10 protein-coding genes and 1 pseudogene are annotated in these 12776 nt (G+C 42.1%); 9 read left to right on the top strand and 2 right to left on the bottom strand.

The genetic code is table 11. The features are described 5' to 3' along the window. The 7 genes from ACFVSH_RS03595 to ACFVSH_RS03565 all read left to right on the top strand — a co-directional run. Window positions 1-714: 3-hydroxyacyl-CoA dehydrogenase family protein (locus ACFVSH_RS03595; RefSeq protein ID WP_387704905.1), on the top strand; the 714-nt coding region annotated here is incomplete at its 5' end. Continuing rightward, entirely contained in the window at window positions 711-1886 is a 1176-nt protein-coding gene (locus ACFVSH_RS03590; RefSeq protein WP_387704903.1) for an acetyl-CoA C-acetyltransferase, read from the top strand. The genes ACFVSH_RS03595 and ACFVSH_RS03590, both read left to right, overlap by 4 nt. 64 nt (window positions 1887-1950) lie before the next feature. After that, window positions 1951-3621, top strand: a complete 1671-nt coding sequence (locus ACFVSH_RS03585; RefSeq protein ID WP_387704901.1) for a sigma-54 interaction domain-containing protein — start codon at window positions 1951-1953, stop codon at window positions 3619-3621. Between the two features lie 687 nt (window positions 3622-4308). Continuing rightward, on the top strand, window positions 4309-5694 hold the full coding sequence (locus ACFVSH_RS03580; RefSeq protein WP_387704899.1) for a GntP family permease: 1386 nt from the start codon (window positions 4309-4311) through the stop codon (window positions 5692-5694). A gap of 32 nt (window positions 5695-5726) precedes the next feature. Continuing rightward, window positions 5727-6422 (top strand): CoA transferase subunit A, encoded by a 696-nt coding sequence (locus ACFVSH_RS03575; RefSeq protein ID WP_387600520.1) that lies wholly within the window; start codon window positions 5727-5729, stop codon window positions 6420-6422. A 17-nt stretch (window positions 6423-6439) separates the two neighbouring features. Then, complete coding sequence (locus ACFVSH_RS03570; protein ID WP_192206315.1) at window positions 6440-7087, top strand: 3-oxoacid CoA-transferase subunit B; 648 nt, start codon at window positions 6440-6442, stop codon at window positions 7085-7087. A gap of 289 nt (window positions 7088-7376) precedes the next feature. Next, a complete protein-coding gene (locus ACFVSH_RS03565) occupies window positions 7377-8294 on the top strand; it encodes a peptidoglycan-binding protein (RefSeq protein ID WP_387704897.1) in 918 nt (305 codons plus the stop codon). 71 nt (window positions 8295-8365) lie between these two features. On the opposite strand, the pseudogene ACFVSH_RS03560 reads toward ACFVSH_RS03565, so the two are convergent. Then, window positions 8366-9208, bottom strand: a pseudogene (locus tag ACFVSH_RS03560) (HAD-IIB family hydrolase); the annotation flags it as partial. Window positions 9209-9360: 152 nt separating this feature from the next. Between ACFVSH_RS03560 and ACFVSH_RS03555 the strand changes: the two are divergent. Then, complete coding sequence (locus ACFVSH_RS03555; protein ID WP_387704895.1) at window positions 9361-10350, top strand: LacI family DNA-binding transcriptional regulator; 990 nt, start codon at window positions 9361-9363, stop codon at window positions 10348-10350. Between the two features lie 218 nt (window positions 10351-10568). On the opposite strand, the gene ACFVSH_RS03550 is transcribed toward ACFVSH_RS03555, so the two are convergent. Further along, a complete protein-coding gene (locus ACFVSH_RS03550) occupies window positions 10569-11081 on the bottom strand; it encodes a GNAT family N-acetyltransferase (protein WP_387601009.1) in 513 nt (170 codons plus the stop codon). Window positions 11082-11255: 174 nt separating this feature from the next. Here ACFVSH_RS03550 and ACFVSH_RS03545 point away from each other — a divergent pair, with 174 nt between their 5' ends. Beyond that, a complete protein-coding gene (locus ACFVSH_RS03545; protein ID WP_387600534.1) occupies window positions 11256-12737 on the top strand; it encodes a sigma-54 interaction domain-containing protein in 1482 nt (493 codons plus the stop codon). Window positions 12738-12776 lie beyond the last annotated feature (39 nt).

The raw sequence follows: 12776 nt of genomic DNA, 5'->3' as shown, positions 1-12776 counted from the left end.
GATGTAAGGGATGCTGACTTTATCATTGAGGCGATTCCGGAAGTCATTGAGCTGAAGTTGAATCTATATCAGCAAATGGAGGGAATAATCAAACCGGATGCCATTGTCGCTTCAAATACATCGACCTTTCCGATTTCTCAATTGATGGTGAAGGCCTCGTTTGCGGACAGAATGGTCATCACGCATTTCTTTAATCCTGGCCATTTGGTTCCGTTGGTTGAAATTGTTCAGCATGACGAAACAAAGCCTGAAATCGTCAAGACAACAATGGATTTAATGCGTAGAATCGGCAAGTCTCCGATTCTCTTAAAAAAAGAAATAGCAGGATTCATCGCCAATCGTCTCCAGACTGCCTTGATGCGGGAAGCCTTTTATCTATTGAAAGAGGGCGTTGCCGATGCTGAGGATATCGATACGGCGATAACAGCTGGACCAGGTTTTCGGTGGGCATTTACTGGACCGATCGAGATTGCAGATTTTGGCGGATTGGATACATGGCAGCGCGTTTTTGATAATGTTTCACCGGTATTGGATCAAAGTAAGGAAGCCCCTGATTTGATTCGTGATTTGGTAGCCAAGGGAAAACTTGGGACGAAGTCGGGAGAAGGGATTTTTACGTATGAAGGATCTGCCGTTTCCCAGAAAATCAATGAGAGGGACCGTAATTATATTAAACTGGGAAAATTAAAAATGGAGAAGGAGGAAGTATTATGAGAGAAGTAGTGATTGTGGGGGCAGCAAGAACACCAGTTGGTTCTTTTGGAGGCAGTCTTGCCAATGTGTCGGCGGTTGACTTGGGAGTTGTGGCCGCCAAGGAAGCGATTAAGCGGGCAAATATCTCGGCTGACATGATCGATGAGGTATTGGTAGGGAATATTCTGTCTGCTGGATTAGGGCAAAATGTGGCACGTCAGGTTGCGATTCATGCAGGGATTCCGGAAACAACGCCGGCCATGGCCATAAATAAACTTTGCGGATCTGGCCTCCGGACGGTAATAATGGGAGCGCAATTCATTGCCCTTGGCGATGCTGATGTGATTCTTGCCGGGGGAATTGAAAGCATGAGCAATGCTCCATATTTACTTCCGAATTATCGTTTTGGACAGAAAATGGGTAATGCAGAAGCAGTCGATTCCATGACATATGACGCCTTGACGGATGTTTTTAATCAATATCATATGGGCGTGACTGCGGAGAATATCGCCGAGCAGTGGGAAATCAGCCGTGAAAAGCAGGACGAATTTGCTTTAAATAGCCAACTGAAGGCTGAAAAGGCACAGCTTGAAGGACGATTTGCAGATGAAATCGTACCTGTTGAATATAAACGCAGAGGAAAGACGATCTTGGTGGACCAAGATGAACACCCGCGTCATGGGCTGACGATCGACCAGCTAGCGAAGCTGCGCCCTGCTTTCAAGGAAAATGGGACGGTTACGGCAGGAAATGCATCCGGAATCAATGATGGGGGTGCGATGTTAGTCCTGATGTCTAAAGAAAAAGCGGACGAGCTGGGGCTGGAAGCATTAGCGACAATTAAGTCATATGCAAACACTGCGCTTGATCCGAAAATCATGGGATACGGTCCTGTGCCTGCGACAAGGAAGGCTTTGGCAAAAGCGGGATTGACAATAGATGATCTTGATTTGATGGAAGTGAATGAAGCCTTTGCGGCACAATCACTCGCCGTGCTTAAAGACCTTGAACTGAATCCGGAGAAAGTGAATGTAAATGGCGGTGCAATAGCTCTGGGTCATCCGGTAGGTGCTTCCGGTGCCCGAATCTTAGTGACTTTATTGTATGAAATGAAGCTTAGGGATGCAAAAACCGGCCTTGCCACATTATGTATCGGTGGCGGTCAGGGAACTGCGCTGATTGTGGAACGGTAATGACTTGGCCCCTTTTTCCTATGATATAATGGAGGAAACTTCAGACGGGTTAAGGAGAATAGGAATGGCCAGCGATAATAAAACGATTCAATTGGAATTAGTGAAAGCGATATTGGAAGAATTGCCTTTTGGTGTTTTGGTAACCAAAAACGAAACAGAAATCGTTCTCAGCAATCGCGTATTATCCGAGGCTTTTGCTGAGAATGAATTGGATCTGCAAATAAATTTGATTATTGAAAAAAAACTTGTACCCGCTGTAAATACTCCGATTCGTTTGAATGATCATAATGGAATTGTCAGAAAGGCCATCATTCAAATGGGTGATGAAGAGTATCAGATTTATCTCCTATTATTTACAAATAATAAAAGTGATTTTCTTAACAGCGATAATCATGAAGAACTTCTGTTTAAGGATATTATCGAATTTGCCTATGACGGCTTGGTGATGGTCGATACGGAAGGGTATGTCCAAATGCTTAGCCACGCTTATGCGGATTTTCTTGGCGTCGATCAGGAAAGTTCCATAGGGAAACATGTAACGGAGGTCATTGAAAATACCCGTATGCATGTGGTCGCCAAAACTGGCAAGCAAGAGGTCGCTGAATTACAAAAAATAAAAGATAATTATATAATTGCGACCCGCTCCCCGATAAGGAAACAAGGTAAATTAATAGGGGCGGTCGGAAAGATTCTGTTTAAGAATGTCGGCCAATTTACCGCTCTTTCCAAACGGATAAATTCACTAGAAGTCGAGCTGAAAAAGTACAAAGGCGATTTTCGCGAGAGGAATAAGGCCTCCTATACGTTTGATCATTTGATGGGGAGAAGTCCTGCTTTCATGGAAGTAAAAGGTCAAGCCAAAATTGCCGCTAAAAGTGACTCGAATGTGTTGATCTTGGGTGAAAGCGGAACAGGTAAGGAGCTGTTTGCCCATTCCATTCATAATGATAGCAGAAGGGCCATGGGTGTATTTGTCAAAGTGAATTGTGCCGCCATCCCGGCAGAGCTGCTGGAGTCAGAGCTATTCGGCTATGAAGAGGGTTCTTTCACTGGTGCAAAAAAAGGCGGAAAAGCAGGTAAGTTCGAAGCGGCTGAAGGCGGAACGATTTTTCTCGATGAAATCGGTGAGCTGCCACTGCATATGCAGGTTAAGCTGCTCCGTGTGTTACAAGAAAAAGAGATCGAGAGGGTCGGTTCGACGGGAAGCATTCCGATTGATGTACGGGTAATCGCTGCAACGAACCGTAATCTGGAGGAAATGGTCTCGAAGGGGGAATTCCGACTTGATATGTATTACCGGCTGAAGGTCTTGCAAATCCAGGTTCCTTCCTTGAAAGAGCGACCGGAGGACATTGAAATACTGGTAAACCATTTTGTTGAAAAATACCAGAACCTCATGAAAAAACGCGTAACGGGGATGGGTGAACAAGCTTTACGGCTGTTGCGTCTTTATAAATGGCCGGGTAATATCCGTGAGTTGGAGAATATCATTGAACGCGCAATGAATATTGTGGAAGAAGGGGAAATGATACGTTCCAAGCATCTCCCTAAAGAAATAACAGGGCATAAAGAATCAGTATCTATTCGCACTTTAGCTGAAGTGATGGATGAAACCGAACGGGCTGCAATCGTTTCATGTATGGAAATGACTTCTGGTAATAAATCAGAAACGGCAAAGAGACTCGGAGTGAGCCGCACGACACTGTATGAAAAAATGAATAAATATGGTTTATGAATGTAGAAATTGTCCTTTTGCGAAGGGTACTTTCAAAATTTTTAAAATAGTAGATTGGACGGAAAGCGAGTGCCTGGAGAGGAAATCAACGATCAAAATAACTATAGACCAACTCGGTTTTCTTTGAGTATGTCTACAGTCTGAAGTGCCCTTTAGCCCAAGGGCACTTTTTTTTATACTTATTCCCCACCTCTTAAGAATTTTTCCCCAGCAAATATTTGATATGTAAGGAAATCCGCACAAAAAATGAAAGGAAATATAAATGGTGTAAGAAAAGGCTTACACTTTTTCGAAGTCTATACGTATGTGTACTGAAACCTTGACAGTTTTAAAGGATTTTATTGATAAACAGGGGAAAAAAGTGTTGGAAAAGGCTTTAAAAGATGTCATTTTTCATTGTCCTTAAGTTGGCACAATAATTGCATAATTACTTTTGTGAATGGCCTATCTGTCATTTTATATTGTGTTTCCACGTAAAATGAAAGGGGATTTCGTAATTCAGCAGATTGCTGAAAGCGTTCTCAATAATTGGAAACCACTTAGGAAGATCATTCAGCTTGACTTGGGGAAGGCAAGCTTGGATGGCAAAGGCGGAAAAGTTGAAAATATGGAATTTAGGAGATTACTAGTTCTGCTTAAGGGCTTCTGAAATTATTTTGGGGCAAGGGGAGAAAAGGGGGAATTGAGTTGGTGATTCAAATTTTAGCCATTGTTGTGGCGCTGGGACTTTTAATCTTTTTAGCCTACCGGGGCTATCCGGTCATTATCATAGCGCCGATCGTTACTTTATTGGCGGTCATTTTATCCGGTGGACATTTGCTGCCGAGTTATACAGAGACATATATGACGTTTGCTGCTAACTATATAAAAGCGTTTTTTCCGATATTCTTATTAGGGGCCGTATTTGGAAAGGTCATGGAAATGAGCGGTGCAGCTGCATCCATTGCCAAAACCATCGTAAAATCACTAGGCTCAAAGCAGGCCATTCTTGCCGTGGTGCTGGCGTGTTCGGCGCTGACATACGGCGGGGTTTCATTGTTTGTAGTGGCATTCGCCGTTTATCCATTTGCAGCGGCAATCTTTAAAGAAGCAGACATTCCAAAAAGATTATTGCCAGGAACGATAGCGTTAGGCGCTTTCACTTATACGATGGATGCCCTTCCTGGAACACCTCAAATTCAAAATATCATTCCAACGAATTATTTCGGAACGGATACCTATGCAGCCCCAATAATGGGGATTATTGGCGCGATCATGGTATTCACTGGAGGAATGATCTGGTTAGAGCGTCGCCGTAAACAAGCGTTGGCAAATGGCGAAGGCTACGGGGAAGGACATATTAATGAACCAGAAAGTGCAGAACAGCAAAACCTGCCTAACTTTTGGCTGTCCATCGTACCGCTCATCCTTGTCGTAGCGTTTAATTTTGCTTTCAGCCGGAGTGCCATTTCGGTTAAGCACTGGTATGATGCATCGATGTTGAAGGAAACTTTCAACATTGCCGATGTAAGCACAGTCACTTCATCCTGGTCTTTGATTGTTGCATTGTCAATCGGTATTATTGCAGCGATGCTTCTGAATGTTGGACGTATCAAGGTCAAATTGGCAACTGGATTAACAGCTGCGGCAATGGGATCCTTGCTTGCCATATTCAATACTGCATCTGAAGTCGGTTTCGGGAATGTGGTGAAAACGCTTCCTGGATTCTCGGTCATTCAAAACTGGGTGTTCGATGCAAGCGGCAATCCACTCGTATCCGAAGCCATCGCCGTCAATGTGCTGGCAGGGATTACCGGATCCGCGTCAGGTGGACTTTCGATCGCGTTAGAAGTAATGGGAGGTCACTATTTGCAGGTGGCCCAAAGTGTCGGAATCACCCCTGAAATGCTTCATCGAATTGCATCCATGGCATCTGGCGGAATGGATACGCTGCCGCATAATGGTGCCGTCATTACCTTGCTTGCCATTACTGGACTGACACATCGTCAATCTTATAAGGATATCTTTGCGATTACGATTTTGAAAACAGTGACCGTGTTCATCATAGCTTTTGCAACTTCACTGTTTATTTAATAGAATAGTATTAAGAATGGAGATGATGGAAAATGAGTAAAATATTAACATCTTTTGATAGCGCTATTCAACAAATCGAGGATGGAGCAACCATTATCGTTGGCGGATTCGGATTAAGCGGAATACCAGAAAAACTGATCATTGCTTTGCGTAACAAAGGGGTAAAGGATTTGACGATTGTCAGCAACAATTGTGGAGTCGACGATTGGGGTCTAGGTCTATTGCTTGAAAATAAGCAAATCAAAAAAATGATCGCTTCTTATGTAGGGGAAAATAAGTTATTTGAACAGCAATTTTTAAGTGGCGAGCTGGAGGTCGAGCTAGTTCCCCAAGGAACGCTGGCCGAGCGTTTAAGAGCGGGCGGAGCGGGAATTCCTGCCTTTTATACAGCTACAGGAGTAGGAACGGAAGTCGCGAAAGGTAAAGAACATAAAGAGTTTGATGGCCGCACATACATTATGGAAAAAGGAATAGTCGGAGATTTTGCCTTTGTAAAAGCCTGGAAAGCAGATCATTTCGGTAATCTTGTATATCGGAAAACGGCAAGGAATTTTAACCCTGTCGTTGCCACTGCAGGAAAAGTCACGCTTGTCGAAGTGGAGGAGCTCGTGGGCACAGGAGAACTTGATCCAGATGAAATTCATACTTCAGGGGTTTATGTACAGAAAGTGCTTGTAGGAAATGACTATGAAAAACGAATTGAAAAACTTACAACTGCTAACGCATAAAAAGGAGGAGTATTCGAATGACTAGACAACTAATTTTAGAACGGGCCGTTAAAGAAATCCAAGATGGTATGTGTGTGAATTTAGGGATTGGAATGCCGACCTTGATTGCCAACATGATTCCAAATGACTTTAATGTCATGCTTCAATCGGAAAATGGCTTACTGGGAATCGGGCCTTATCCACAAAAGGATGAAGTCGATCCGGATTTGATAAATGCCGGAAAAGAAACAGTAACCGCAAAATCCGGGGCATCGTTTTTTGATAGCGCTGAATCGTTCGCGATGATTCGCGGAGGCCACATCGACCTGGCCATTTTAGGCGGGATGGAAGTGTCCGAGAATGGGGACTTGGCAAACTGGATGATTCCAGGGAAGATGGTAAAAGGAATGGGAGGGGCGATGGATCTCGTCCAAGGCGCAAAAAGAATCGTTGTCATTATGGACCATGTGAACAAGCATGGGGAATCCAAAGTGAAAAAGAGCTGTACATTGCCATTGACGGGGGAAAAAGTCGTCCATTGCCTGATTACCGAACTGGCTGTTTTTCAATTTACAGAAGCTGGCATGGAATTGATAGAATTGCAAAATGGCATAACACTTGATGAAGTGAAAAGTAAAACAGAGGCTGACTTTACAATAAGCCCTTCTATTGAAATTAAGGCGTAAGTTTAAAGAGATTAATAAAATAATTCATTAATAGACTACTTTCATTCGCAAACGGGCGAACGGAAGTAGTCTAATTTTTTTTGGGAAATTCCCTTTCTATTGTGAAGGAACAACCCCACAGACGCTTGGCAGGCAGTCGGCGGAAAGGGAGCGGATTTCTGAAATCAGCTGGAACGTTTGTTAAATACCATTCACTAATAAATGAGAACAAACTTTTCCAACCATGCTACTTTTCCATTAAAAAGGCTTATATAAAGCCTGATGGGAACTTAAAAGGAGGGATTGCATTTTGACGGTAGCATTACGAACATTATTGGATCGATCAGTGAAAAGGATGGGCAAAGGGATAAACCCTGTGGTGAAGGCATCAGCATTGGAAACGTTGGAACGTGCTTATACTGAAGGGATCACTGTACAGATAAGTGCGGGCCATCGCTCTTTGGAAGAACAAGCCGCACTTTATGGTCAAGGACGAGTTTACAGCTACAATGGAAAAAGCTATAGCAATCTAGCTAAACCTATTGTGACGAACGCTAAACCCGGGCAATCTTATCATAATTATGGACTGGCCATTGATTTCTTCATTGTGAGTGATGATGGCAAGAGGGCGATATGGACAGTTGATTCAAAGTGGCAGCGCGTGGCTGCCATAGGCAAGGATTTAGGTTTTAAATGGGGCGGGGATTGGAGTTCATTCAAGGATTATCCCCACTTGGAGATGACAGGCGGGTTATCTTTTGCACTGTTACAAGCAGGAAAAGAACCTCACCTTACCTTCAAATTAGAAAAAATTGAAATACCGAAGACCAGCAAAGGAGATAGTCATATAATTTCGATACAAAAAACGTTAAATAGCCGATATAAAGCGAATATTGAAGGTGATGGGTTTTATGGTCCAAAAACTCGATCGGCTTTAATAAAAGGTTTACAAACAGAGCTGAATAAGCAATACAATAAAAAGCTAATTGTTGATGGAAAATGGGGACCTAAAACCAAGACAGCAACCGTCACCTTAAAAAAAGGAGCTGCTGGCAATATCACATGGATCCTGCAAGCAGCGCTCTATTTGAAAGGGTTTCACCCCGGGCCCCTTGACGGAGAATTCGGGGGAAAAACAGAGGCGGCATTATTTCAATACCAAAAGGCAAGCAAGATTTCCGCTGATAAGCTTGCAGGTCAAGAAACATGGGATGAATTGCTTGCTTGATAGAAAAACCATACCGTTAGCAGGAAGTTAAAGCTGTGGTAAAAGCGCTCCAACTTCTCACTACTTATACTTCCCCTTATGGATTGCAGAGTTCTTAATATTCCTTTAGAGTATGTGCCTGTCGCTATTTTAGGATGAGCTTCCTTCGCTTCTTGAGTTGCATTCCCTACCAGGTAACCATGTTTAACACTTTTTAACATGAGCAGATCATTGCCGCTATCCCCGAATGCAATGGCATGCTCCCGACTCAGCGCGAATTTGTCTAGCATAAAACGTACAATTTCATTTTTTCCAGTGCCTAATGGAATAAAGTCTATATCATAACTATCTTCTGGATCTCCGGCAAGGGGATTGCAACGATTGATATTTACCCCTATCCCATACTCTTTGGCCACCATTTGGATGGTGGCCAAGTTCTTCTTGTCGACGGATTCATGTTGTATTTGATAATAATAATTTCTTTTGTAGCGTGAACTTCCCATTTGAGTCTGAGGAATCAATGGTATATTGCCGTTATGTAGAACATGATAAATTTCATCGACTTTCCTTTTATTAAATTCTTCGATAGTAATCTGTGAATGCCAATCTGGATCATTTTCCAAAAAATTATTTTCTGAGAAATAGGTGATTTCGGTACCTAAGTCACTGGCAATAAAATGCGGGAAAAATCTGAAGCCACCTTGCTCCATTTTATGTAATATTGATTCGATACTACTTCCAGTGACCCAGCCAAAGACAAGTTCTTCATCATGACTTTTTGCTTCTAAGTAATTTTCAAGTTCATATAAATCTTTCTGCCTCTCGTGACTCATGGAGTGAGGATAATAGGTTTCATCAAAATCACAGAATACAATGTATTTTGGGTCTTCAACATTTGGCAGTAACTGAAACCCGCCCTTTTTATTCAATAACATAACAACCCTCCATTAGCTAAAAATATCCGCTTCAATAACATGTAAAAATGCAACTCAGGAAAATTTGGTAATATGTGATATGTGAGGAACGGTTTAATAATAACTTCTGAAATCGATAACATGTCAACCACTTATTATAAGGATGTGATCAAATGACTAAAATTAGCGAGATAGCCAAGATATGTAATGTCTCTAAAACAACGGTATCTAGAGTCTTGAATAATCATCCATATGTATCGAAAGAAAAAAGGGAACAAATCTTAAAGGTCATTGAAGAACTTGATTATGCACCAAGTTCACTTGCCCGGAATTTTAGGACAAATAAAACCCAAACCATTGCACTATCAGTCCCAAGATTCGATCATCCATTCTTTGCCCAATTGGTTAAAGGGGTATCTCTGGCAGCGTTGGAAAATGATTATAAAGTTCTTATTTTTCAAACCTTTTATGATTCGAAAAATGAATTGGATGTTATGGAAAAATTAAAGATTAGAGAAGTAGATGGAGTTATTTTAGGAGCGTTAGAAAATGAATGGAATGTAATAAAGCCTTATTTGAAATACGGCCCAATTTTACTGTGTAATGAATACCATCATTCCGCCTCTATACCGATTATTGGTTATGGCGAATTTGAAGCGACTTACAAAGCGGTTAATCATTTAATAAAAAAAGGCCATAGGAAGATAGGTTTTTGCTACGATACTTCTTATAGTCAGGCTCAGGGTCAAAGAAAAAAGGGGTTTTTAAAAGCGTTAGCGGATAATAATTTACTACACAATGAAGATTGGTTATTTGGACATGGTTTTAATATTGAAGATGGATTCCGTATTTGTGATGAAATATTAAAATTAAAAGAAAAGCCTACTGCCTTATTTACTGGAAATGATCAGGTCGCAGCAGGAATTATTAAAAAGGCAACTACATTGGGCTACAAAATACCGGAATGCCTAGCTATAGTTGGCTATGATAATCAATCGATTTGCCAAGTCACAACCCCCACCATAACCACAATCGATATACCAATTATGGAACTGGGACAGCGCACTGTAATGGAATTAATAAAATATTTAAATGATGGTTTGGAATTAAAGCGGGACATTATTAAATTGCCTACCAAACTTAAAATCAGGGAATCAACCTAACCATCATTAAGATATAAAACTTCCTATTCAGGTTCATTATCCTTTTAGACAGACACGTTAAGCAGTTCCGGCTATATGGATGTTGTCGGATAGGATGCAATCCGTCCTGCCCTGGGAATAATTCGACTTTCCCGGGAAATAATGCACCTAAAACCGTCATGATTCGACTTACCCTGGAATAATCCGTCCTGCACGAGTCCGCTAATCATCTAAAGAATTCATTCAAGTTCCAAGCACCAATCATTGCATCTCATAAAGCTCCCTGCCGGGTATTCGAATTCACATTCGGAGATGAGGTTGAAGCCGAGCTTGCGGCAAATTGCGTTTGATGCAGAATTATTGATCGAAGGGAAAGCGTGAATGCATTTGTATTTTCGTTCGGCTTTGACTTTCTCTATCAGTGCCTTCACGGCTTGAGATGCGATTCCTTTTCCTTGAAAGGAAGGGAGGACGCTCCAGCCGATTTCGTATACATATTCATCATTCCACACTGTTTGCCAGTAGCCGACGGAACCGGCAGCCTCTGCCTCCGGAAACGAGTCGATGCTAAACATGCACCCCTTATCCCCAATCTGTAGATACCGTTGATGGCGTTTCAGGATTTGTTCACTATTTTCTGGTCCGCCAAGGTGTTCCATCATTTCTGGGGCATTTAGTTGAAAAAGTAATTCAAGGTCTGTATCTTCCCACGGTTTAATTTCTATTTTCGTTTCTTTGCTTCGGTCTGAAATCCGACTCACCCCTTAATTTTAATTCTTCTTTATATTAATTTTCTTGGCTTGGTGCGATATTCCTTTTTTTTGAACTTATTAATCTATGGCCTTTCTGTTGAAGTTTTAATCTTATAAGAATAAAGAGATGAATGTTTCCCATTAAATGCTATAATTTACAGGTGATTCTATCAAATGACAGAGAACGGAGATGAAGAAATGAAATCTTCAGTAAATCAGTTTTCCACTCAATTTGAATGGATATTGAATGTGATCAATGTGGGTGTCCATATCGTGAATAAGGATGGGGATACGGTATTCTACAATGAAATGATGGCACATATCGACGGGCTTGATCGTGAACAGGTGCTGGGGGAGAATATTTTTCAGCTTTATCCTTCATTGACAGATGAATCCAGTACGCTGCATGTAGCATTGGAAAAAGGCAATGAAACGATTGAGTCCATTCAAACATATGTCAATGTAAAAGAGAAAAAAATAACGTCGATCAATAGTACGTATCCTCTGTATGAGGATGGTGAAATTATAGGGGCAGTGGAAATCGCAAAGGATATTACGAAGGTCATGAATATGTACGACCAAATTGTCGATTTGCGTTCCCAGCTGGTCGAGACCCATAAGAAAAGCAAGTTCCCTGAAGGGACGGCGTCCTATCATTTTAGTGATTTGATTGGTAGTAGCCCTGCTTTTCAGCAAGCGATTTCATTGGCGAAAAAAGCGGCCCGTACACATTCCCCAGTCATGATTTATGGCCCCACCGGGACAGGGAAGGAACTGGTCGCCCAAAGTATACATAATGTAAGTGCTCAGCGAAATCAGCCTTTCATCGCGCAGAACTGTGCAGCTGTTCCAAAGGAATTGATGGAGGGTCTGCTGTTTGGGACGACGAAAGGGGCTTTTACCGGAGCGATGGATCGCATGGGCATTTTTGAACAGGCGAATGGCGGAACCCTTTTCCTTGATGAGCTGAATAGCCTCGACCTCGGTCTGCAGGCAAAATTGCTGCGAGTGCTTCAGGAAGGTGAGGTGCGCCGTGTTGGAGGTTCGAAGGAGCAGAAGGTTAATGTTAAGATCATTGCTGCGATGAACATATCTCCAGAAGAGGCGTTGGAGCGGGGAATCATTCGCTCGGATTTATTTTTCCGCCTGAATGTCGTGACGGTCCAAATGCCTTCTCTTTTGGAGCGTAAAACGGATATTCCGGAAATTGTCAATCACTTTATTCAAAAGTTCAACAAATCATTTTTTACCGAAGTGCGCGGGATCAGTCAAAAGGCGATGCAGCGGCTTCTTCAATATCAATGGCCAGGGAACATTCGTGAACTGGGACATGCCATCGAGTTGACCTTTAACGTCATGGACGCAGGGGAAGACATGATCGATGAACATCATCTTCCCGCTTATCTTTTCCCTTCAGGAAATTATGCTGCAGCAAATGCGCAGGGCCATCCTTCTCCATTGCAGGACAAGATTGATTTACCTGTCGTTCTTGAAGAAATGGAAAGGGAAATGATCATCAAAATGTTCGAGAAATATAACGGAAATATCAGCAAAACGGCAGAAGCCCTCAATATTAAAAGACAGGGGCTGCAATATAAGTTAAACAAGTACGGTATTGAGAAAGTTTATACGGCGGGATCGAAGGAGTCAAAGTGAATTCAGGTTTTTTGGAAACGCTGCCACTTTCTTGATCAT

The organism is Peribacillus sp. NPDC058002 (assembly GCF_042886655.1).
Classification (GTDB): Bacteria; Bacillota; Bacilli; order Bacillales; family DSM-1321; genus Peribacillus; species Peribacillus aracenensis.
This window is presented reverse-complemented; position numbering and strand designations above follow the sequence as displayed.

Excerpts from the sequence above, each read along its gene's own strand:
- ACFVSH_RS03590 (WP_387704903.1), top strand. The coding sequence starts at position 711 with ATGAGAGAAGTAGTGATTGTGGGGGCAGCAAGAACACCAGTTGGTTCT.
- ACFVSH_RS03585 (WP_387704901.1), top strand. The coding sequence starts at position 1,951 with ATGGCCAGCGATAATAAAACGATTCAATTGGAATTAGTGAAAGCGATA.
- ACFVSH_RS03575 (WP_387600520.1), top strand. The coding sequence starts at position 5,727 with ATGAGTAAAATATTAACATCTTTTGATAGCGCTATTCAACAAATCGAG.
- ACFVSH_RS03570 (WP_192206315.1), top strand. The coding sequence starts at position 6,440 with ATGACTAGACAACTAATTTTAGAACGGGCCGTTAAAGAAATCCAAGAT.
- ACFVSH_RS03555 (WP_387704895.1), top strand. The coding sequence starts at position 9,361 with ATGACTAAAATTAGCGAGATAGCCAAGATATGTAATGTCTCTAAAACA.
- ACFVSH_RS03545 (WP_387600534.1), top strand. The coding sequence starts at position 11,256 with ATGACAGAGAACGGAGATGAAGAAATGAAATCTTCAGTAAATCAGTTT.